Here is a 19,670-nt window from a genome sequence, read left to right as displayed (position 1 = left end):
TCGCCCATGTCTTGTCCGTCACCTTGCTGGCGGGCCTGTCCACGCTGGTCGCCTGTGGCGGCGGCCAAGGCACCCCGTCGAACGGGTCGGCCACTCCTCCGGCCGGGAGCACCGTCGCAGCACCCGATTCGATCGCCCAAGTCGAACCGAGCAACCCGGAGGCGACGACCTCCGAGCCCGTTTCCGGCCATGACAAGAGCGTGCTGAACAGCCGAGGCATCGAACGCCCGAGATCGAGCGAGCCGATGCCCTACTTCAGTGGCCGTACCGAACAAGCCGACTACACCTTGGCAAGTGGCCTTGACGAACCCGGCGAGATCGACGACAGCCTGCCCGTCAGCGGTCCGGCCCTCGCGACGGCGCAAGCAGTGCCGCAGGCCACCAGCGCGGCGGCCGATCCTGGCGTCGTGCTGGCGCGCCTGCGCAGCCGCGTGACGCAGATGAGCGGCGCGATGGACCGTCATCTACAAGACCTCTTCCTCGATCAGGATGGTCATCTGCTCGACACCGGGCTGTCGTTCACGCAGGGAAGCATCTCGTTCCCGCCCAGCCCTGGCATCACCGGCGCGACGGTGATTCCGCTCGCCTGGGGCAAGAGTCGACAGATGATGGGCTATGGCTTCGAGCATCCGGAAGGCGCCCACGGGCGCGGCCTCGTCTATGGCGCCGACGTGCTCAACTGGATGACCACCGGCAGTCGCGAGGTCCGACATCGCCCGCTGCTGCGCAGTGCCTGGCGATGGGCGCTGCCCGCCAGCGCGATCACGGGTGGCAAGGTGCGCTACGCCACCCACAACTACAGCGCGGCAACGGTCAAGACCTATGTCACGGACGCACTCGGCATGAGCGCCGAAGCCGTGACCTGCGACCTCACGGCGGCCACCCTGGCGAGCACCTGCGATGGCATGGACGTGTTCGTGATCGGTGGCGGCATCGACGATGGTCTGGTCACCCGCCAGCGCATCGTCACGAACGTCCGGACCCTGCTGTCGGCCGGCAAGTCGGTGATGTACTTCGCGCCCTCGACCTGGAACAACTCCGGTCCCGGCACCAATGCCCTGCTCTTTGCGCTCGGGGAGGCTTCGGTGTCCTATCCCGGCAACTACTTCTGGTGTCCAGATGCCTGCGAGTCGGCGACCGTGGGCAGCTTCGAGCAGGTTCGTGCCGATTTCAACCTGGCCAGCCGCTGGGTGGATCTGCTGGCCATGCTGGACGGGACCCTGGCCATACCCGATGTCGTCACCAACCGCCGACCGATCGAACTGATCGACTGGGCGCACGACGCGCTTCGGCAATTTCAGGCCCGCGACATCAGCGTGCTCAACCAGCGCGGCGGCAGGGACCTGCTGCGCCTGCTGGTGGCCTGGGCCGATGCCTGGCGCCCGCAGGTGGTCTACGGCGCGAGCATCGACAAGTCGGTGAACCGGCTTGCATTCCTGCGCGCCTACGCGTCGGATTCATGGATCCAGAACAACCGTCGGTCCCTCACGCTGCCAGCCCAGGGCGCTGGCGACTACACGCCCGCCCTGGCGGCCCGCGAGATGCGCCCCGGCACTGAAGCCGAGGACATCGACGTGACGATCGCGCAGTCCGATGGCATCACCCTGATCGGCAGGGCCGCCGTACCAGGTCAGGCCGTCGAGATCGAGGTCGTCACGGCTGGCAGCAGCACGGCTCTGGCGGTCCAGACCAGCTACCTGCGCGCCTGGGGCAATCCCATGAGCTTTGACGCGGGCTCGCCCGGGGCGATCCGATACCAGAACCCGCGCCGTCCGGGGTCCTGGCCCGTGCCCCTGAAAACCGGGGAAGTGCGGCATTTCATTTCGCCGTTCGGTGGCCCGCTCATGCTGACCTACAACGGAGCGAAGCCAGGCGATGTCGTGAAGTTGCGCCTTCGCGGCGCGGCCACCTATGCCCACATCGACTTCACCCAGCCAACGCCGGTCACGCAAGCCCAGATCGACGAGATGGCCACGCGCATCAGCAACGACGTGCTGGACTGGATGAGCTTCAAGTTCGTGGGCGGCGAAGTGCAACAGAAGATCCCCCTGTCGCGCTTCAACTGGGTCGGCCGCAGCCTGTCGGACTACCTGCGATACGCCCTGCAGGACGACGTCTTCCAGGTGAACCACCGCGCCAACGGCTACCGCAACGTGACCCACTCGCCCACCGTCGCCGCGCTGTGCGCGCAGTTCGCCTGGGACTGCACCTCCAACCTGCACCGGGCACCCGGCGTACAGCATTTCGTGGGCTGGATCGCCACCTGTGGCAGCCTGTGTTCCGGTCAACCCGTGGACGCCTACGGCGGCTTCAGCGCGGGATGGGGTACCGCGCATGAGTTGGGTCACAACACGGTCCAGCGGGTCCACACGATCTCCTTCACCGAACCCGATTTCGACACCGGCCTGACGGTCAACAAGGGTTGCTACACCGAGTGCAACAACAACATCCTGTCGGTCGTCACCGGCATGGCGGTGTGGGCCCGTGAAGGCCGCAACATCGGCTCCGGCCGGGTGGGCACGCGCAAGCTCTACGTCGACATCCTGCAGCCGGCCCGGGCCGAGGCCATTCGTCGAGGATTGACACCGGAGCAGACCCGGCTGATGACGGGCACGCGACTTTGGGTCAACGGATCGGAAATCGCCCGTTGGAGCCTGCACTTCCAGCTCGGTGCGCTCTACGCGAAGTACCGGCATCCGGACAGCCCGATCGTCGAGCGGGAGATGATGTTCGACTTCCTGCGCATGCTGACGATGGGCGACCGCCTCGTCAGCGCCGACTGGAGCACCGCCAACGCCAGCCGCTACGCGATGGGCCGCTACGCCAGCAACGCGATCGGCAACCAGGACCTGGTCTACGTGCTCAGCTCGAAGATCATCGGCCGCGACCTGCGCCGCATCTTCGCGCTGTACGGCATCCCGCTGAGCAGCACCGCGATGGACTCGGTTGCCGACCTCGGCCTGCCCGTCGCCCCGCTGGCCTTCTACGCCTTCCCGGACTACGCCCCGGCCGACGGCGTCTGGCTCGACCTGGAAGCCGCCAGCTGGCCGGTCTATCCGTTCGGGTCCTGAGCCCAGCGCCCTGACGCCCTGACGCCCGGGCGCAGGGCGACGATCAGCCGATCGTCAGCGCTCCCGGGAACACCCACAGCAGGCCGGCCGTCATCACGACATAGCGGATCAGCTTGCCCAGCGCCATCCAGCCGACGCAGGGCCAGAACGGCAGCCGCAGCCAGCCGGCGACAAGGCACAGCGGATCGCCGACGACCGGCAGCCAGGCGAGCAGACAGGCCTTCGGCCCGAAGCGCTGGAGGATCGCCAGCGCGCGGTTCTCCGGTCCGTGGTGGGTGACACGCTCGTAGGCGCGTTCGGCGCCCCAGCCCATCCACCACGAGATCGCGCCGCCCAGCGTGTTGCCGGCGGTCGCCACCAGCACCACCGGCCAGAACTCCGACGGGTTGAGCTTGACGAGTCCGAAGACGACCGGCTCCGAGCCCATCGGCAGGATCGTGGCCGACAGCGTCGAGACGACGAAGACGGCCAGCAGGCTGTATTTCGGCAAGGCCAGCGCGGCCAGCAGGGTCGGGATCCAGGTGTCCATGCGGGCGATTCTGGCGCGACGACAAGCCCTTCCCGGAGGCCCGCCAGGTGGCCCGACGCAGCCATCCCAAGCGCCAATCCAGGGGTGGACGCTGGCTATACTCTGCCTCCTTTTGCAGCAACCGGCGGCCGGCATCCGGCTCCGGCGCCCCTCCTCTCCCCTCCCCCTCGTGATGCAGATCGGCCCTCACATGCTGCCGAACCGGCTCTTCGTTGCCCCGATGGCCGGGGTGACGGACCGCGCGTTCCGCCAGCTCTGCAAGCGCCTGGGGGCCGGCTACGCGGTCAGCGAGATGGTCAGCTCGCGGCCCGAGCTGCGCGACAGCCGCAAGACCAGCCGCCGGCTGGACCACACCGGCGAGGTCGCCCCGATCGCCGTGCAGATCGCCGGTACCGACCCGGCCGAGATGGCGCAGGCCGCGCGCGACAACATCGCCTGCGGCGCCCAGATCATCGACATCAACATGGGGTGCCCGGCCAAGAAGGTCTGCAACGTCTGGGCCGGTTCGGCCCTGATGCGCGACGAGGACCTGGCCACCCGCATCGTCGCCGCCGTGGTCGACGCCTGCGCCCCGCTGGGCGTGCCGGTGACGCTGAAGATGCGCACCGGCTGGTGCCAGGAACAGAAGAACGCGCTGGTCATCGCGCGCGCCGCGCAAGCCGCCGGCGTGGCGATGGTGACGGTGCATGGCCGAACCCGCGAGCAGGGCTACAAGGGCGAGGCCGAATACGCCACGATCGCCGCCGTCAAGGCCGCGCTGGACATCCCGGTGGTTGCCAACGGCGACATCGACAGCCCGCGCAAGGCCGCCGCCGTGCTGGCCGCGACCGGCGCCGACGCCGTCATGATCGGCCGCGCCGCGCAAGGCCGGCCGTGGATCTTCCAGGAGATCCACCACTTCCTGGCCACCGGCACCGAACTGCCGCCGCCCGCCACGCTGCAGGTGCGCGACTGGCTGCTCGAACACCTGCAGGACCACTACGGCCTCTATGGCGAACTGGCCGGCGTGCGCACCGCGCGCAAGCACATCGGCTGGGCCGTGCACGCGCTGCCCGGCGGCAGCGCCTTCCGCGCCCGCATGAACACCCTGACGAGCACCGCCGAACAATGGCGCGCGCTCGACGACTACCTGACCGGGCTGGCCGACCACCACCCGGCCTGGCCCGAGACGGCCGCCACGGTCACCGCCGAAGGCGAGCCCACCCACGACGACGCACAGCCGCCGGCTGCCCTGACCGCATGAGTTCCTCCCCTCCGATCGACGACTCCATCCGCCAGAACCTCGAGATCTATTTCGAGGACCTCGACGGCACCGAGCCGCACGCGCTCTACGACATGGTCCTGAAGGCCGTCGAACGTCCGCTGCTCGACGTCGTCATGCGCAAGGCCGACGGCAACCAGAGCCGCGCCGCCGAGTGGCTGGGCATCAACCGCAACACGCTGCGCCGCAAGCTGATCGAGCACAAGCTCATCGACTGAGCCACCCGCAAGGCTCGCGCTCCCGGCCCTCGACGCCGCCCGATTCCTGAACTTCACCGTGGCCGACGACGGCCCGCTCCCACCATGACCACCGCTCTCCTCTCCGTTTCCGACAAGACCGGCGTCGTCGACTTCGCCCGCGGCCTGCACGCGCTGGGCGTCAAGCTGCTGTCGACCGGCGGCACCGCCAAGCTGCTGGCCGAGGCCGGCCTGCCGGTCACCGAGGTGGCCGACCACACCGGCTTCCCCGAGATGCTCGACGGCCGCGTCAAGACGCTGCACCCGAAGATCCACGGCGGCCTGCTGGCGCGCCGCGACCTGGGCGCGCACATGGCCGCGCTGGACGCCCACGGCATCGAGACGATCGACCTGCTGGTCGTCAACCTTTACCCGTTCGAGGCCACGGTCGCCAAGCCCGGCTGCTCGCTGGAGGACGCGATCGAGAACATCGACATCGGCGGCCCGGCGATGGTGCGCAGCGCCGCCAAGAACTGGGCCGACGTCGCCGTGCTGACCGACGCCAGCCAGTACGCCGAGGTGCTGGCCGAGCTGCAGGCCGACGGCCGCACCCGCCGCGAGACCCGCTTCAAGCTGTCGGTCGCCGCCTTCAACCGCATCAGCAACTACGACGCGGCGATCAGCGACTACCTGTCCTCGCTGGTCGACGGCGCCGCCACCGCCAACGGCGCCGCCCCGGCCCGCACCGAGTTCCCGGCCCAGTCCAACGGCCGCTTCGTCAAGCTGCAGGACCTGCGCTACGGCGAGAACCCGCACCAGGCCGCCGCCTTCTACCGCGACCTGCACCCGGCCCCCGGCTCGCTGGTCACGGCCCGCCAGTTGCAGGGCAAGGAGCTGTCCTTCAACAACATCGCCGATGCCGACGCGGCGTGGGAGTGCGTGAAGAGCTTCGACGCCGCCGCCGGCGAGGTCGCCTGCGTGATCGTCAAGCACGCCAACCCCTGCGGCGTGGCGCTGGGCGCGGACGCCGGTCAGGCCTATGCGAAGGCCTTCCAGACCGATCCGACCTCGGCCTTCGGCGGCATCATCGCCTTCAACACCACGGTCGACCGCGACGCCGCCGAACGTGTCGCCAAGCAGTTCGTCGAGGTGCTGATCGCGCCGGCCTACACCGACGAGGCGCTGGCGATCTTCGCGGCCAAGGCCAACACCCGCGTGCTGCAGATCCCGCTGGACGGCATCGACCGCCGCAGCGCCTCGGCCTGGCAGCGCGGCCAGAACGCGCACGACGTCAAGCGCGTCGGCTCGGGCCTGCTGATCCAGAGCGCCGACAACCACGAGCTGCAGCGCGCTGACCTGAAGGTCGTCACGAAGCTCGCCCCGACCGAGGCCCAGCTCGATGACCTGCTGTTCGCCTGGAAGGTCGGCAAGTTCGTCAAGAGCAATGCGATCGTGTTCTGCAAGGACGGCATGACGGTGGGCGTCGGCGCCGGCCAGATGAGCCGGCTGGACTCCGCCCGCATCGCCAGCATCAAGGCCGGCCACGCCGGGCTGACGCTGGCCGGCAGCGTCGTCGCCAGCGACGCGTTCTTCCCGTTCCGCGACGGCCTGGACGTGCTGGCCGATGCCGGCGCGCTGTGCGTGATCCAGCCGGGCGGCTCGATGCGCGATCCGGAGGTCATCGCCGCCGCCGACGAACGTGGCATCGCGATGGTCTTCACCGGCGTGCGCCACTTCCGCCACTGAGCCCGGTGCGCATCCTCGGCATCGACCCCGGCCTGGTCACGACCGGCTTCGGCGTGATCGAGGCCGACGGACCGAGGCTGCGCTACATCGCCAGCGGCACGATCAAGACCCGCGAGGCGGCCATCGGTGACCTGCCGGGCCGCATCAAGATCATCTTCGAGGGCGTGCGCGAGGTCGTCACGACCTACGCACCCGAGGTCGCCGCGCTCGAGATCGTCTTCGTCAACGTCAACCCGCAGAGCACGCTGCTGCTCGGCCAGGCCCGCGGTGCGGCGCTGGCCGCGCTGGTCAGCGCCGGGCTGACGGTGACCGAATACACGGCGGTGCAGATGAAGAAGGCCGTGGTCGGCCACGGCCAGGCCCGCAAGGAACAGATCCAGGCGATGGTCGCGCGGCTGCTTCAGCTGCCCGGCGAACCGGGCAAGGACGCCGCCGACGCGCTCGGCCTCGCCATCGCCCACGCCCATGCCGGCGGCACCTTCGCCGCCGCCGCCGCCAGCACCACGCTGACGCGTCGCCAGCACGCCCAGTACAAGGGCGGACGCATCTACTGAGCCGGCCCGGCGACGCCCCGGCGTGATCTCCGACCGGCCAGCTTGACGCCGGACAAGTCCCGTTGCGCATTTCCTGCCACGAGCGGACGCACGACGCTTACGATCATGAACCGAAGCGATATCCCTCGCCCAGCGGTCCCGCCACCATGCCCGAGCCCGCCCTGCAGAGCCCGAACCCGCCCGCCTCCCGCCTGGAAGGCGACCTGCTGCCGGCCGTGTTGCGCGTGTTCGAACAGGGTCCGTACTGCGTCTGGATCTGCGACGAGGACGACCGCGTCGTGCACGCCACCGCCGCCAGCGCGACGCTGCTGAAGCTGGCGCCCGGCGCGGCGCTGGGCCGGCGTCCGGAGGACGTGCTGGCCGGTCCTGGCGGCAACCTGACCCGTTGGGGTCTGCTGCGCCAGCGGGCGAGCCGGGACGGCAGCGCGCAGGCCGAGATGCTGCTTGGCAGCGGCCACGACGTCGCGCTGTGGGCCCGCCTGACGCTCGACCGCCTGCCCGGCCCCAGCTCGGGTGGGCCGATGCTGTCGGCGCTGGTGATCGAGGACATCACGACCGAGCGGATCCAGGCCGTGCTGCAGGCCCCCGTGCTCGACGCGATCGTGCACGAGCAGCCGCTGCACGAGCTGATGGCGCTGGTCTGCCGGCAGGTCGAGGCGCTGGCGCCCGACGTGGTCGCCACCGTGCTGGGCATCGACGACGAGGGCCAGCTCGACCCGCTGGCCGGGCCGAGCTTCCCGCACGAGGTCTCGCTCGGCTTCAAGGGCATCCCGATCGGTCCGGTGGTCGGCTCCTGCGGCACGGCGGCGTGGCGCGGCAGTCCGGTGCTGGTGACCGACATCGCCCACGATCCCCTGTGGGAGGACTACCGCTCGGCCGTGCTGCCCCTGGGTCTGCGGGCCTGCTGGTCGAGCCCGGTCAAGAACCACGCGCAGCGCGTGCTGGCGACCTTCGCCTTCTACTTCCGCGAGGCCCGCGGGCCGTCGGTGCTGCACCGCCGCCTGGTCGCGACCTGCCTGGACCTGTGCACGCTGGCCTTCGAGCGCGAGCATTCGCGCGCCCACATCCACGCGCTGGCCTACTACGACGGCCTGACCGGCCTGCCGAACCGCGGCGAGCTGCAGCGCCTGGCCGAAGTGGCCGTGCAAGCGGCCCGGCGCGAGCAGCAGCCGCTGGCGCTGCTGTTCATCGATCTGGACGACTTCAAGCTGATCAACGACAGCCAGGGCCACGCCATCGGCGACGCGGTGCTGCGGCTGATCGCGCAGCGGCTGCAACGCTCGGTCCGGCAGGACGACCTGGTCGGCCGGCTGGCCGGCGACGAGTTCGTCGTCGTGCTGCCCAGCTGCGACGCCGCCACCACGCGCGACATGGCCGAACGCATCGCCGCCCGGCTGGCCGAACCGCTGTCGGTGCCCAACCCGCCCGGCGCGTCGCTGACGCTGCATGCCGGCGCCAGCATCGGCGTGGCCATGCTGCCCGAGGACGGCCTCGACATGGAGACGCTGCTGCGCCACGCTGACCTGGCGATGTACCAGGCCAAGGCCCTGGGCCGCGGCCAGCTCGCGTTCTTCCACCGCGAGCTCGACGAACGCAGCCGCGAACGCATGCGCCTGGAGATCGACCTGCGCCGCGCCATCGGCGCCGGTGAGCTGAGCCTCGTCTACCAGCCGGTCGTGCAGGCGGATTTCGAGCGCATCCACGGCCTGCACAGCGTCGAGGCACTGGCCCGCTGGCATCACCCGCAACTGGGCCAGATCGCCCCGTCGCGCTTCATCTCGCTGGCCGAGTCCTGCGGCCTGATCGGCGCGCTGTCACGCTGGGCACTGGACAGCGCCTGCGCCCAGATGGTCGCCTGGCGCGAAGCCGGCGTGGCCGTGCCACAGGTCTCGGTGAACCTGTCGGCACGCGACTTCCACGACCCGGCGCTGCTCGACTGGATCTCCGCGACGCTGCGCCGCCACCAGCTGCCGGCCGAGGCGCTGACGCTCGAACTGACCGAATCGGCTCTGCTGGACCGCCGCACCGACACGCTGGCCGATCTCGCCGCCCTGCGCGCGCTGGGGGTGCGACTGGCGCTGGACGACTTCGGCACCGGCTACTCCAGCCTCAGCCACCTGCACCGCCTGCCGATCCAGCGCGTCAAGCTCGACAGCAGCTTCGTGCACGACCTGGACACCGACACCAACGCCCAGGTGCTGACGACCACCGTGCTGCGCATCGGCGAAAGCCTCGGCATCGAGGTGGTCGCCGAGGGGGTCGAGACCGAGACCCAGTCCCTGTTCCTGCGCCAGCGCGGCTGCACGCTGCTGCAGGGGTATCTGCATGGGCGACCGATGAAGGCGGAGGAGCTGGCGGGGTGGCTGGCGAATGGGGGGTGAGGCGCGGGGCGGAGAGACCCCTCACCCTCGGTCCCTCTCCCGCAAGGGGCGAGGGATGACTCGGTTGGCAGGGTGTCGCGCTGATGAGGCGTCATGGTTTCGTGACAGGCTCATCGAATGAGCCACTGCCAACAACACCGATCAGCACGAGGCCAGAACCCTTTTTCCCTTGCGGGAGAGGGTAGGGTGAGGGGTTCATTCCCCGTCGCCATCCGGCGACGCACTTGGCCCGCCCGTACGCCCGCTACAACGCCAGCGTCAGCCGTTCCAGCAGAAGCACGACCGCGCCGGCCAGCCCGGCGAGCACGGTCCACTTGACGATCAGCAGGCCGCGCTGGCGCCAGACGACCTGGCCGGTGGCCATGTAGGCGGCGACGCAGGCGATGGCCGCGACCATCAGCAGCATGAAGACGAGGCGGATCACCAGCATGGCCGCGTCCTCACCAGGCGGGCGCGAGCTCGGCCATGCCTTGCGGGGCGAGCTTCTCGTCCTCGAAGGTCACGACCTCCCAGGCCTCGGCGTCGGCCAGCAGCTTGCGCAGCAGCTGGTTGTTCAGCGCGTGGCCGCTCTTGAAGGCGACGTAGTGCGCCAGCAGCGGCATGCCGCACAGGAAGAGATCGCCGATGGCATCGAGGATCTTGTGCTTCACGAACTCGTCGTCGTAGCGCAGGCCGTCGCTGTTGAGCACGCGGTAGTCGTCGACCACGATGGCGTTGTCCATCGAGCCGCCGAGCGTCAGGCCGCGTGATCGCATCAGCTCCAGGTCCTTCGTGAAGCCGAAGGTGCGGGCCCGCGCGATGTCGCGCTTGTACTGGCCGGAGCCCATGTCGAAGACCACGCGCTGGCCGGTCTGGTCGACGGCGGGGTGGTCGAAGTCGATCTCGAAGGTCAGCTTGTAGCCGTGGTGCGGTTCGAGCCGCGCCCACATCGCGCGCTGGCCTTCGCCGACCTTGACCTCGATGGGCTTGCGCACGCGCAGGAAGCGCTTGGGCGCGTTCTGCAGCTCGATGCCGGCGCTCTGCAGCAGGAAGACGAAGGACGCGGCCGAGCCGTCGAGGATGGGCACTTCCTCGGCCGTGATGTCGATGTAGAGGTTGTCCAGCCCGAGTCCGCAGCAGGCCGACATCAGGTGTTCGACCGTGTTGACCTTGGGCGCGCCGGGATCGCCGCCGGGCGACAGCGTCGTGGCCATGCGGGCCTCGCAGACGCCGTCGGCGCGCACGGGGATGTCCACCGGCTGCGGCAGGTCGATGCGGCGGAAGACGATGCCGGTGTCGGGCGGCGCCGGACGCAGCGTCAGCTCGACCTTCTTGCCGCTGTGCAGGCCCACGCCGACGGCGCGGGTCAACGACTTCAGGGTGCGTTGCTTGAGCATGGGCGCGATTTTAGAAGTTCGATCCGTCCCGGACCGGTCGACCGGACATGGCCGTGCCTATCGCCGCCATGGCAAAAACCCGGCGCGCGGGCGACGCGCGCCGGGATCAAGGAGAACGACGGAACGGGGCGGATCAGTCCGCCTGCTTGCGCAGGAAGGCCGGGATCTCGATCTCGTCCATGCCGTTGCTGGCCAGGGCGTCGACCTTGGCAGCCGCCTGGGTGCGGTTGTTGCGCCAGACGCTGGGCACCACGAACTCGTTGCCGACGCCGACCGGCGAGGCCATCGCGCCCGCGCCCATGCCGCCCACCGCCGCGCCGTGGCCAGCCGCGCTGGCGCTCAGGCCGTGCGCGCCGACCGGCGAGGCCGCCGCGACCGACTGGGTCAGCACGGGGATGTTGTCGGTGCCGGTGCGCTGCACCACGACCTGCGGCTGCTGCACGACCTGGATGGTCGGCGCGACGCGGCGGGTCGAGGCCAGGCCGGTGGCGATCACCGTGACGCGCAGCGCGTCGCCCAGGCTCTCGTCGTAGGCGGTGCCGAAGATGACGTGCGCGTCTTCCGCCGCGTAGCGACGGATGGTGGTCATCGCGTTGCGGCTCTCGGCCAGCTTGAAGGTCTGCTTGCTCGCGGCGATCAGCACCAGCACGCCACGCGCGCCGGACAGGTCGATGCCTTCGAGCAGCGGGCAGGCCACGGCGGCCTCGGCGGCCTTGGTGGCGCGGTCCGGGCCGCTGGCGGTCGCCGTGCCCATCATGGCCTTGCCGGGCTCGCTCATCACCGTCTTGACGTCCTCGAAGTCGACGTTGACCAGGCCGGGGATGTGGATGATGTCGCTGATGCCGCCGACGGCGTTCTTCAGCACGTCGTTGGCTTCGGCGAAGGCCTGTTCCTGGGTGACGTCGTCGCCCATGACCTCAAGCAGCTTCTCGTTGAGCACGACGATCAGGCTGTCGACGTTGGCCTCCAGCTCGGCCACGCCGGCATCGGCCTGCTTCATGCGGCGGTTGCCCTCGAACTCGAAGGGCTTGGTGACCACGCCCACGGTCAGGATGCCCATCTCCTTGGCGATGCGCGCGATCACCGGCGCCGCGCCGGTGCCGGTGCCGCCGCCCATGCCGGCGGTGATGAAGACCATGTGCGCGCCGCCGAGCGATTCGCGGATGCGGTCCTGCGCCTCTTCGGCCGCCGCCTTGCCCTGGTCCGGACGCGAACCGGCACCCAGGCCGGTGTGGCCCAGCTGCAGCAGGCTGTGGGCCTGCGAGCGGTTCAGCGCCTGCGCGTCGGTGTTGGCGCAGATGAACTCCACGCCCTGCACGCCCTGTCCGATCATGTGGTCGACCGCATTGCCGCCGCCGCCGCCGACGCCGATCACCTTGATCTGCGTGCCCATGTCGAATTCCTCGATCATCTCGATGCCCATGCCGTTCTCCTTTGAGTCGTCTGTGTGTCGTCGTTCGTCTGCGTGGTCCTGGCTGACTTCTTGTTGTCGTCCTGCTCGGTGAGGTCCGCGCCGCAGAACCTGCGCGGTCCACCGGGGAGGCCGCCCTGCCGAGGCAGGGGCGGCGCGCCCTGTGTGTGTGATCTGGTCATCCGGTCCTGTCCTCCCCTGCGTATGTGTCGTGCCCCAGATGCTTCAGAAGCTCTTGAGGAACCAGTCGCGCGCCTTGCCGATCCAGCCGCCGGACTGGCCTGACTGCGCCGCCTTGATGCCACGTGCCCGCGCCAGCCGGGCCTCCTCGAGCAGGCCCATGACGGTGGCCGCGCGCGGGTGCGCGACCATGTCGTAGAGGGCCCCGCCGTACAGCGGCACGCCCTTGCGCACCGGCTTCAGGAAGATGTCCTCGGCCAGCTCGACCATGCCGGGCATGACCGCGCTGCCGCCGGTCAGCACGATGCCGCTGGACAGCAGCTCCTCGCAGCCGCTCTCGCGGATGACCTGGTGGACCAGCGAGAAGATCTCCTCGACGCGCGGCTCGATCACGCCGGCCAGCGCCTGGCGGCTCAGCATGCGCGGCGGGCGGTCGCCCAGGCCCGGCACCTCCAGCTGCTCGGACGGATCGGCCAGCAGCTGCTTGGCCACGCCGTGCTCGACCTTGATCTCCTCGGCGTCCTTGGTCGGCGTGCGCAGCGCCATCGCGATGTCGCTGGTGATCAGGTCGCCGGCGATCGGGATGACGGCGGTATGGCGCACCGCACCGTCGGTGTAGATCGACACGTCGGTCGTGCCCGCGCCGATGTCGACCAGCGCGACACCCAGGTCGCGCTCGTCGGGCGTCAGCACCGCCAGGCTCGATGCGCTCGGGTTGAGCACCAGGTGATCGACCTCCAGCCCGCAGCGCCGCACGCACTTGACGATGTTCTCGGCCGCGCTCTGGGCGCCGGTGACGATGTGGACCTTGACCTCCAGCCGGCCGCCGCTCATGCCCACCGGCTCGCGCACCTCGTGGCCGTCGATGACGAACTCCTGCGGCTCGACCAGCAGCAGGCGCAGGTCGCCGGGGATGTTGATCGCCTTGGCGGTCTCGACCACGCGGGCGACGTCGAAGGCGGTGACCTCCTTGTCGCGCACGATCACCATGCCGGTCGAGTTCTGGCCGCGCACATGGCTGCCGGTGATGCCGGTGTAGACGCGGCCGATGCGGCAGTCGGCCATCATCTCGGCCTCCTTCAGCGCCTGCTGGATGCTCTGCACCGTCGCGTCGATGTTGACCACCACGCCGCGCTTGAGGCCGTTCGAGTTGGCGATGCCCAAACCCGCCACGCGCAGCTCGCCGTCGTGCTGGACCTCGGCCACCACCGCCATCACCTTGGCAGTGCCGATGTCCAGTCCGACGATGAGGTCCTTGTATTCCTTGGCCATGTTGTTCCTTGTCCGTGCCCTGGCGCCGCTCAGCGACGCCGGCTGGCCGCAGCCGTCGCGGGATCCTTGGTGCCCAGGCCCATGAGCTGCAGCGCATAGCCGTCCCGATGCCGCAGGTCGGCATGCACCACCGGCCGGTGCTCGAACTGCTCGCTGACCTGCCGCACGCTCTGCGCGAAGCGGCTGGCGCGCTGCACCACCTCGTCGGGCTCGCCGCGGCCGATCTCGATCACCGCGTCGGCCTTGTCCAGCTGCGCCCGCCAGCTGCCGCCGTCCGACAGTGCCAGCCGCACGACACGCGCGCCCATCGGCGCGAAGGCCGGCGACAGCCGCTGCCACATCGCCCAGACCTGCGGCGCGCTGTCGGCCCCCGGGCCGCGCAGCGTCGGCAGGTCGTCGTCATCGAGGTCACCGAGGTTGACCTCGAAGACCTCGCCGTGGCTGTTGACCAGGTGCGGATCGCCTTCCGGGCGCTCCCAGTACGCCACCGGCACATGCTCTTCGAGCTTGACCACCAGGCGCTGCGGCCAGACCCGCCGGACCTGCGCGTGGCGCACCCAGGGCAGGTCCTCGAAGGCACGCCGCGCCGCCATCAGGTCCATGTCGAAATAGCCGCCCTGCAGCCGGGGCAGGACCCGCTCGGCCAGCATCGCCGTGCGGGTGTGCGTGACCTCGCCGACCAGCTGGATCTCGCGCAGCGCGAAGGCCGGCCGGCGCATCACCCAGCCCGCCAGGCTGACCAGCAGGGCCAGCAGCGCCAGCCCCAGCAGCAGGGCCGCAGCGACGCGCATCCGCCGCACGTCGCCGGGCAGCGTCGCGGGGTCGATGTCGCGCTCGGGGCGCTGGAGGGTGGCGGCGTTCATCGTGGCGATCGGGCCTGTCGCGCGTCAGGCCGCCGCGGCAGCAGCCGCCGGCGGGTTGTCCAGCCGTGCCGACGCGAGGATGCGCAGGCACAGCGTCTCGTAGTCCATGCCGGCCGCGCAGGCCGACATCGGCACCAGCGAATGGCCGGTCATGCCGGGCGACGTGTTCATCTCCAGCAACAGCGGCCGCTGGTCGGCGGCGCGCAGCATCAGGTCGGCGCGGCCCCAGCCCCTGCAACCCAGGCTGCGGTAGGCGGCCAGCGTCAGGCGCTGCACCTCGGCTTCCAGCGCCGGATCCAGTCCGGCCGGGCAGAGGTAGCGCACCTCGTCGGTGAAGTACTTGTTCTGATAGTCGTAGCCGGCCGGCGGCGGAACGATGCGGATCACCGGCAGCGCGACCGCGTCGGCGCCCTCGCCCAGCACCGGGCAGGTCAGCTCGGCGCCGTCGATGAAGGCCTCGCACAGCACGTCGGCGTCGTAGCGCGCGGCCAGCTCGACCGCACCGACCATCGCGGCGCGTTCGCGCACCACGCTGACGCCGATCGACGAGCCCTCGCGCGGCGGCTTGACCACCAGCGGCAGGCCCAGCGTGTCGGCCACCGACAGCAGGTGGGCCGCGTCGACCTCGTCGGGCGCCAGCCGCGCCCAGGCCGGCGTCGGCAGGCCGTCGGCCTGCCACAGGCGCTTGGTCGTGACCTTGTCCATCGCCATCGCGCTGGCCATCACGCCACTGCCCGTGTAGGGGATGTGCAGCAGCTCCAGCGCGCCCTGGATCGCGCCGTCCTCGCCATGCCGGCCGTGCAGCGCGATGAAGCAGCGCGCGTAGCCCTCGCGCTTGAGCTCGACCAGCTCGCGCTCGGCCGGGTCGAAGGCGTGTGCGTCGACGCCCTTGGCGCGCAGCGCGGCCAGCACGCCGCTGCCGCTCATCAGCGAGACCTCGCGTTCGGCCGAGTCACCGCCGAACAGCACGGCGACCTTGCCCAGGGCCTGCACGTCGATGGGCACGTTCATCGCGGCATCCGTCGCCATGTTCATGCCCCTTCCTTCAGCAGCTCGACCACCTTGGCCGGCACGCCGCCGATCGAGCCTGCGCCCATCGCGATCACCACGTCGCCCGGCAGCGCCTGCTCGACGATGGCCTGCGGCAGCGCCGCGACATCGTCGACGAACAGCGGATCGACCTTGCCGGCCACACGCAGCGCCCGCGCCAGGCTGCGGCCGTCGGCGGCCACGATCGGGGCCTCGCCGGCGGCGTAGACCTCGGTCAGCCAGATCGCGTCGGCCGTGCCCATGACCTTGACGAAGTCCTCGAAGCAGTCGCGCGTGCGGGTGTAGCGGTGCGGCTGGAAGGCCAGCACCAGCCGGCGCCCCGGGAAGGCGCCACGGGCGGCCGACACGACCGCCGCCATCTCGACCGGGTGGTGGCCGTAGTCGTCGATCAGCGTGAAGGTGCCGTCGCCGTGGGCGCTCGGCAGGTCGCCCCAGCGCTGGAAGCGCCGGCCCACGCCGCTGAACTTGGCCAGCGCGGCGACGATCGGTGCGTCGGGCAGTTCCAGTTCGGTCGCCACCGCGATGGTCGCCAGCGCGTTGCGCACGCTGTGTTCGCCGGGCAGGTTGAGGGTGATGGCCAGGTCCGGCAGCACCGTCCCGTTGCGGCGCTGGCAGGTGAACTGCATCTGCCCGCCGGGCAACGCGACGACGTCGACCGCGCGCACCTGCACGTCCTCGCCCAGGCCGTAGGTGATGACCGGGCGCGAGATCATCGGGATGATCGAGCGCACGCCCGGGTCGTCCCCACACAGCACCGCCGCGCCGTAGAACGGCATCTTGTGCAGGAAGTCGACGAAGGCCTGCTTGAGACGGGCGAAATCGTGCCCGTAGGTGTCCATGTGGTCGGCGTCGATGTTGGTGACGACCGACAGCACCGGCAGCAGGTTCAGGAATGACGCGTCGCTCTCGTCGGCCTCGACCACGATGTAGTCGCCCGAGCCCAGCGCCGAGTTCGCGCCGGCCGCGTTGAGCTTGCCGCCGATCACGAAGGTCGGGTCCAGCCCGGCCTCGGCCAGCACGCTGGTGACCAGCGAGGTGGTGGTCGTCTTGCCGTGCGTGCCGGCGATCGCGATGCCCTGCTTCAGGCGCATCAGCTCGGCCAGCATGACGGCACGCGGCACCACCGGGATGCGCGCGGCACGGGCCGCGATGACCTCGGGGTTGTCGCCCTTCACCGCCGTCGACGTGACGACCGCCTGCGCGCCGGCGACATGCGCCGCGTCATGGCCGATGTGGATGCGGATGCCCAGTTCGGCCAGCCGCCGCGTCACGGCACCGTCGGACTGGTCCGAGCCCGACACGGCGTAGCCCAGGTTGTGCAGGATCTCGGCGATGCCCGACATGCCGGCGCCACCGACGCCAACGAAGTGAATCCGCTTGACTGCGTGTTTCATGCAGCCTCCTTCCGGCCGGTCAGGGCCTCGATCTCGTCGGCCACGCGCTCGGCGGCGCGTGGCAGGGCCAGCGCGCGGGCGCGCTCGGCCTGTTGTTGCAGGGTCGCGCGGTCCAGCGTGCGCAGCAGCCCGGCCAGGCGCTCGGGCGTGAACTCGGCCTGCGGCAGGTGGATGCCGGCCTGCTGGTCGGCCAGCCAGGCCGCGTTGTCGCGCTGGTGCGAGGTGGTCGACACCACCAGCGGCACCAGCACACTGGCGACGCCGGCCGCGCACAGCTCGCTGACGGTGATCGCGCCGGCCCGGCAGACGATCAGGTCGCAGTCCGCCAGCTGCTGCGGCATGTCGTCGATGAAGGGCCGCACGTTGACGTCGACACCGTTGGCCTCCAGGCCCGCCTCGGCATAGGCCTCGCGCACGTCGGCCGCATGGGCCACGCCGGTCTGGTGGACCACCTGCGGACGCTCGTGCGGCGCCAGCAGCGCGAGTGCCTTCGGCAAGGTCCGGTTGAGCACCTGGGCGCCCAGGCTGCCGCCGACGACCAGCACGCGCAGCGGGCCGCTGCGGCCGCCATAACGCTGCGCCGGCGGCGCCAGCGCCTCGATCTCGGCCCGCACCGGGTTGCCGGTCACCCGCGCCCGCGGCATCGAACGGGCAGCCTCGCCATCGAAGCCGAAGGCGATGCGGTCGGCCCAGCGCGCCAGCGCCCGGTTCGACAGCAGCAGCGCCGCATCGGCGTTGACCAGCACCAGCGGCCGGCGCATCAGCCGCGCCACCAGGCCGCCGGGCACGCAGACGTAGCCGCCCATGCCCAGCACCGCGCTGGCACTGCGGCGACGCAGGATCGCGGCGCACTGGCCCAGGCTCCACAGCAGCTGGGCGGCGCCACGCAACGCGCCGACGAAACCCTTGCCGCGCAGGCCGGCGAAGGCGATGCGGTCGATCGGGATGCCGCTGGGCGGCACCAGGCGGTTCTCCATGCCGGCGGGCGTGCCCAGCCAGCTGACCGACCAGCCGCGCTGGCTCATCACCCGAGCCACCGCCAGTCCGGGCATGACATGGCCACCGGTGCCGGCGGCCATGATCACGAGGTGACGCGACACGCCCGTCATGGCCGGCCTCCACCGCGCATCAGCTGGCGGTTCTCCATGTCGACCCGCAGCACCACCGCCAGCGCGATCACGCCCAGCACGATGGCCGAGCCGCCGTAGCTCATCAGCGGCAGCGTCAGGCCCTTGGTCGGCAGCACGCCGAGGTTGACGCCCATGTTGATGAAGGTCTGCCCGCCGATCCACACGCCGATGCCCTGCGCCGTCAGACCCGAGAACACGCGGTCCAGCGCGATGGCCTGGCGGCCGATCACGAAGATGCGGCGCACCAGCCAGAAAAAGGCCACGATCACCGCCGCCACGCCGATCAGGCCGAGTTCCTCGCCGATCACCGCGAGCAGGAAGTCGGTGTGGGCCTCCGGCAGGTAATGCAGTTTCTCGACCGACGAGCCCAGGCCCTGGCCGGTCCATTCGCCGCGTCCGAAGGCGATCAGCGAATGGGTCAGCTGGTAGCCCTTGCCCTGCGCGTACTTCTCGTCCCACGGGTTCAGGTAGGCCAGGATGCGCTCGCGCCGGACCTCGCTGAAGGTGATCATCAGCACGAAGCTGCCGACCAGCACGGCGCTCGAGATCACGAACATGCGGCCGTTCACGCCCCCCAGGAACAGGATGCCGATGGCGATCAGCGCGATGACGATGAAGGCGCCCATGTCCGGCTCGGCCAGCAGCAGCAGGCCCACCACCAGCAGCGCGATGGCCATCGGCAGCACCGCGCGGCTGAAGCTCTCCTTGACGTCCATCTTGCGGACCATGTAGTTGGCCGCGTACATGGCCATCGCCAGCTTGGCCAGCTCGCTGGGCTGGAAGTTGATGATGCCCAGCGGGATCCAGCGGCGCGACTTGTTGACGACCCGGCCGATGCCCGGGATCAGCACCACGATCAGCAGCAGCAGCGCGACGATGAAGATGATCGGCGCGTAGCGTTCCCAGACCCGCATCGGGACGGTCAGCATCACGCTCGCGGCGATGCCGGCCAGCGCGATCGAGGCGATGTGGCGGGTGAAGAAGTGGGTCGACGAGTAGTTCGCGAACTTGGGGTTGTCGGGCAGCTGGATCGAGGCCGAATAGACCATCACCGTGCCCAGCGCCAGCAGGCCGACGACGACCCACACGAAGGCCACGTCGAAGCCGACCCAGCGGGTCGGCTGGCCCGAGGCGTCCCAGCCCCGGTCGCGTTCGCCGGTCGCGACATCACCGCGCAGCAGGCCCAGCAGGCCGCCACCCCAGGCGGCGAGGCGGGCCATCAGCGACGGCCGGGCGGTCTCGCGCGCGGCACGTGCCATGCGGTTGGCCGGCTCGG

General features: G+C 70.4%; 16 protein-coding genes. 6 read left to right on the top strand and 10 right to left on the bottom strand.

The window, feature by feature from the left end:
* Nucleotides 1-23 precede the first annotated feature (23 nt).
* Nucleotides 24-3,071 carry an ImpA family metalloprotease gene (locus tag ACWA7K_RS21345; RefSeq protein WP_456164090.1) on the top strand — a complete coding sequence of 1,016 codons (3,048 nt, stop codon included), beginning with the start codon at nt 24-26 and terminating at the stop codon, nt 3,069-3,071.
* A 43-nt stretch (nt 3,072-3,114) separates the two neighbouring features.
* Here ACWA7K_RS21345 and ACWA7K_RS21340 read toward each other — a convergent pair whose 3' ends face one another.
* Nucleotides 3,115-3,600 (bottom strand): YqaA family protein, encoded by a 486-nt coding sequence (locus tag ACWA7K_RS21340; protein ID WP_456164088.1) that lies wholly within the window; start codon nt 3,598-3,600, stop codon nt 3,115-3,117.
* Between the two features lie 172 nt (nt 3,601-3,772).
* Here ACWA7K_RS21340 and dusB point away from each other — a divergent pair, with 172 nt between their 5' ends.
* The 5 genes from dusB to ACWA7K_RS21315 all read left to right on the top strand — a co-directional run bounded on the left by dusB (nt 3,773) and on the right by ACWA7K_RS21315 (nt 9,718).
* The gene (dusB, locus tag ACWA7K_RS21335; RefSeq protein WP_456164086.1) at nt 3,773-4,843 is read left to right on the top strand and encodes a tRNA dihydrouridine synthase DusB; all 1,071 of its coding nucleotides are present in this window, start codon (nt 3,773-3,775) and stop codon (nt 4,841-4,843) included.
* Complete coding sequence (locus ACWA7K_RS21330) at nt 4,840-5,079, top strand: Fis family transcriptional regulator (protein ID WP_456164084.1); 240 nt, start codon at nt 4,840-4,842, stop codon at nt 5,077-5,079. The genes dusB and ACWA7K_RS21330 overlap by 4 nt, the downstream gene beginning before the upstream one ends.
* Before the next feature lie 84 nt (nt 5,080-5,163).
* Nucleotides 5,164-6,783 (top strand): bifunctional phosphoribosylaminoimidazolecarboxamide formyltransferase/IMP cyclohydrolase, encoded by a 1,620-nt coding sequence (gene purH / locus ACWA7K_RS21325; protein ID WP_456164082.1) that lies wholly within the window; start codon nt 5,164-5,166, stop codon nt 6,781-6,783.
* Nucleotides 6,784-6,788: 5 nt separating this feature from the next.
* Nucleotides 6,789-7,337, top strand: coding sequence for a crossover junction endodeoxyribonuclease RuvC (gene ruvC / locus ACWA7K_RS21320; protein ID WP_456164080.1), 549 nt, complete (start codon nt 6,789-6,791; stop codon nt 7,335-7,337).
* A 146-nt stretch (nt 7,338-7,483) separates the two neighbouring features.
* Complete coding sequence (locus ACWA7K_RS21315) at nt 7,484-9,718, top strand: putative bifunctional diguanylate cyclase/phosphodiesterase (protein WP_456164078.1); 2,235 nt, start codon at nt 7,484-7,486, stop codon at nt 9,716-9,718.
* A gap of 244 nt (nt 9,719-9,962) precedes the next feature.
* Here ACWA7K_RS21315 and ACWA7K_RS21310 read toward each other — a convergent pair whose 3' ends face one another.
* The 9 genes from ACWA7K_RS21310 to ftsW all read right to left on the bottom strand — a co-directional run bounded on the left by ACWA7K_RS21310 (nt 9,963) and on the right by ftsW (nt 19,653).
* The gene (locus ACWA7K_RS21310) at nt 9,963-10,148 is read right to left on the bottom strand and encodes a hypothetical protein (RefSeq protein ID WP_456164076.1); all 186 of its coding nucleotides are present in this window, start codon (nt 10,146-10,148) and stop codon (nt 9,963-9,965) included.
* A gap of 10 nt (nt 10,149-10,158) precedes the next feature.
* Nucleotides 10,159-11,094, bottom strand: a complete 936-nt coding sequence (gene lpxC / locus ACWA7K_RS21305; protein ID WP_456164074.1) for a UDP-3-O-acyl-N-acetylglucosamine deacetylase — start codon at nt 11,092-11,094, stop codon at nt 10,159-10,161.
* A gap of 133 nt (nt 11,095-11,227) precedes the next feature.
* Complete coding sequence (gene ftsZ / locus ACWA7K_RS21300) at nt 11,228-12,517, bottom strand: cell division protein FtsZ (RefSeq protein ID WP_456164072.1); 1,290 nt, start codon at nt 12,515-12,517, stop codon at nt 11,228-11,230.
* Between the two features lie 213 nt (nt 12,518-12,730).
* Nucleotides 12,731-13,957, bottom strand: coding sequence for a cell division protein FtsA (gene ftsA / locus ACWA7K_RS21295; protein WP_456164069.1), 1,227 nt, complete (start codon nt 13,955-13,957; stop codon nt 12,731-12,733).
* A 29-nt stretch (nt 13,958-13,986) separates the two neighbouring features.
* A complete protein-coding gene (locus ACWA7K_RS21290) occupies nt 13,987-14,820 on the bottom strand; it encodes a cell division protein FtsQ/DivIB (RefSeq protein WP_456164067.1) in 834 nt (277 codons plus the stop codon).
* A 24-nt stretch (nt 14,821-14,844) separates the two neighbouring features.
* Nucleotides 14,845-15,855 carry a D-alanine--D-alanine ligase gene (locus ACWA7K_RS21285; RefSeq protein ID WP_456164065.1) on the bottom strand — a complete coding sequence of 337 codons (1,011 nt, stop codon included), beginning with the start codon at nt 15,853-15,855 and terminating at the stop codon, nt 14,845-14,847.
* Nucleotides 15,852-17,264 (bottom strand): UDP-N-acetylmuramate--L-alanine ligase, encoded by a 1,413-nt coding sequence (gene murC, locus ACWA7K_RS21280; protein ID WP_456164063.1) that lies wholly within the window; start codon nt 17,262-17,264, stop codon nt 15,852-15,854. The genes ACWA7K_RS21285 and murC overlap by 4 nt, the downstream gene beginning before the upstream one ends.
* Nucleotides 17,261-18,373, bottom strand: coding sequence for an undecaprenyldiphospho-muramoylpentapeptide beta-N-acetylglucosaminyltransferase (gene murG / locus ACWA7K_RS21275; protein WP_456164061.1), 1,113 nt, complete (start codon nt 18,371-18,373; stop codon nt 17,261-17,263). Before murG ends, murC begins: the two co-directional genes overlap by 4 nt.
* A complete protein-coding gene (ftsW, locus tag ACWA7K_RS21270; RefSeq protein ID WP_456168903.1) occupies nt 18,370-19,653 on the bottom strand; it encodes a putative lipid II flippase FtsW in 1,284 nt (427 codons plus the stop codon). The genes murG and ftsW overlap by 4 nt, the downstream gene beginning before the upstream one ends.
* Between the last annotated feature and the right edge of the window lie 17 nt (nt 19,654-19,670).

The organism is Leptothrix mechoopdaensis (SeqCode) (genome assembly GCF_053893855.1).
Note: the sequence above shows the minus strand (reverse complement) of the source record. Positions and strands in the feature narration are given on the sequence as shown.

What these genes read in the sequence shown, in the direction of transcription:
- ACWA7K_RS21340 (WP_456164088.1), bottom strand. Translation starts at nt 3,600, where the DNA reads ATGGACACCTGGATCCCGACCCTGCTGGCCGCGCTGGCCTTGCCGAAA.
- dusB (WP_456164086.1), top strand. Translation starts at nt 3,773, where the DNA reads ATGCAGATCGGCCCTCACATGCTGCCGAACCGGCTCTTCGTTGCCCCG.
- ACWA7K_RS21330 (WP_456164084.1), top strand. Translation starts at nt 4,840, where the DNA reads ATGAGTTCCTCCCCTCCGATCGACGACTCCATCCGCCAGAACCTCGAG.
- purH (WP_456164082.1), top strand. Translation starts at nt 5,164, where the DNA reads ATGACCACCGCTCTCCTCTCCGTTTCCGACAAGACCGGCGTCGTCGAC.
- ACWA7K_RS21315 (WP_456164078.1), top strand. Translation starts at nt 7,484, where the DNA reads ATGCCCGAGCCCGCCCTGCAGAGCCCGAACCCGCCCGCCTCCCGCCTG.
- ACWA7K_RS21310 (WP_456164076.1), bottom strand. Translation starts at nt 10,148, where the DNA reads ATGCTGGTGATCCGCCTCGTCTTCATGCTGCTGATGGTCGCGGCCATC.
- lpxC (WP_456164074.1), bottom strand. Translation starts at nt 11,094, where the DNA reads ATGCTCAAGCAACGCACCCTGAAGTCGTTGACCCGCGCCGTCGGCGTG.
- ftsZ (WP_456164072.1), bottom strand. Translation starts at nt 12,517, where the DNA reads ATGGGCATCGAGATGATCGAGGAATTCGACATGGGCACGCAGATCAAG.
- ftsA (WP_456164069.1), bottom strand. Translation starts at nt 13,957, where the DNA reads ATGGCCAAGGAATACAAGGACCTCATCGTCGGACTGGACATCGGCACT.
- ACWA7K_RS21290 (WP_456164067.1), bottom strand. Translation starts at nt 14,820, where the DNA reads ATGAACGCCGCCACCCTCCAGCGCCCCGAGCGCGACATCGACCCCGCG.
- ACWA7K_RS21285 (WP_456164065.1), bottom strand. Translation starts at nt 15,855, where the DNA reads ATGAACATGGCGACGGATGCCGCGATGAACGTGCCCATCGACGTGCAG.
- murC (WP_456164063.1), bottom strand. Translation starts at nt 17,264, where the DNA reads ATGAAACACGCAGTCAAGCGGATTCACTTCGTTGGCGTCGGTGGCGCC.
- murG (WP_456164061.1), bottom strand. Translation starts at nt 18,373, where the DNA reads ATGACGGGCGTGTCGCGTCACCTCGTGATCATGGCCGCCGGCACCGGT.
- ftsW (WP_456168903.1), bottom strand. Translation starts at nt 19,653, where the DNA reads ATGGCACGTGCCGCGCGCGAGACCGCCCGGCCGTCGCTGATGGCCCGC.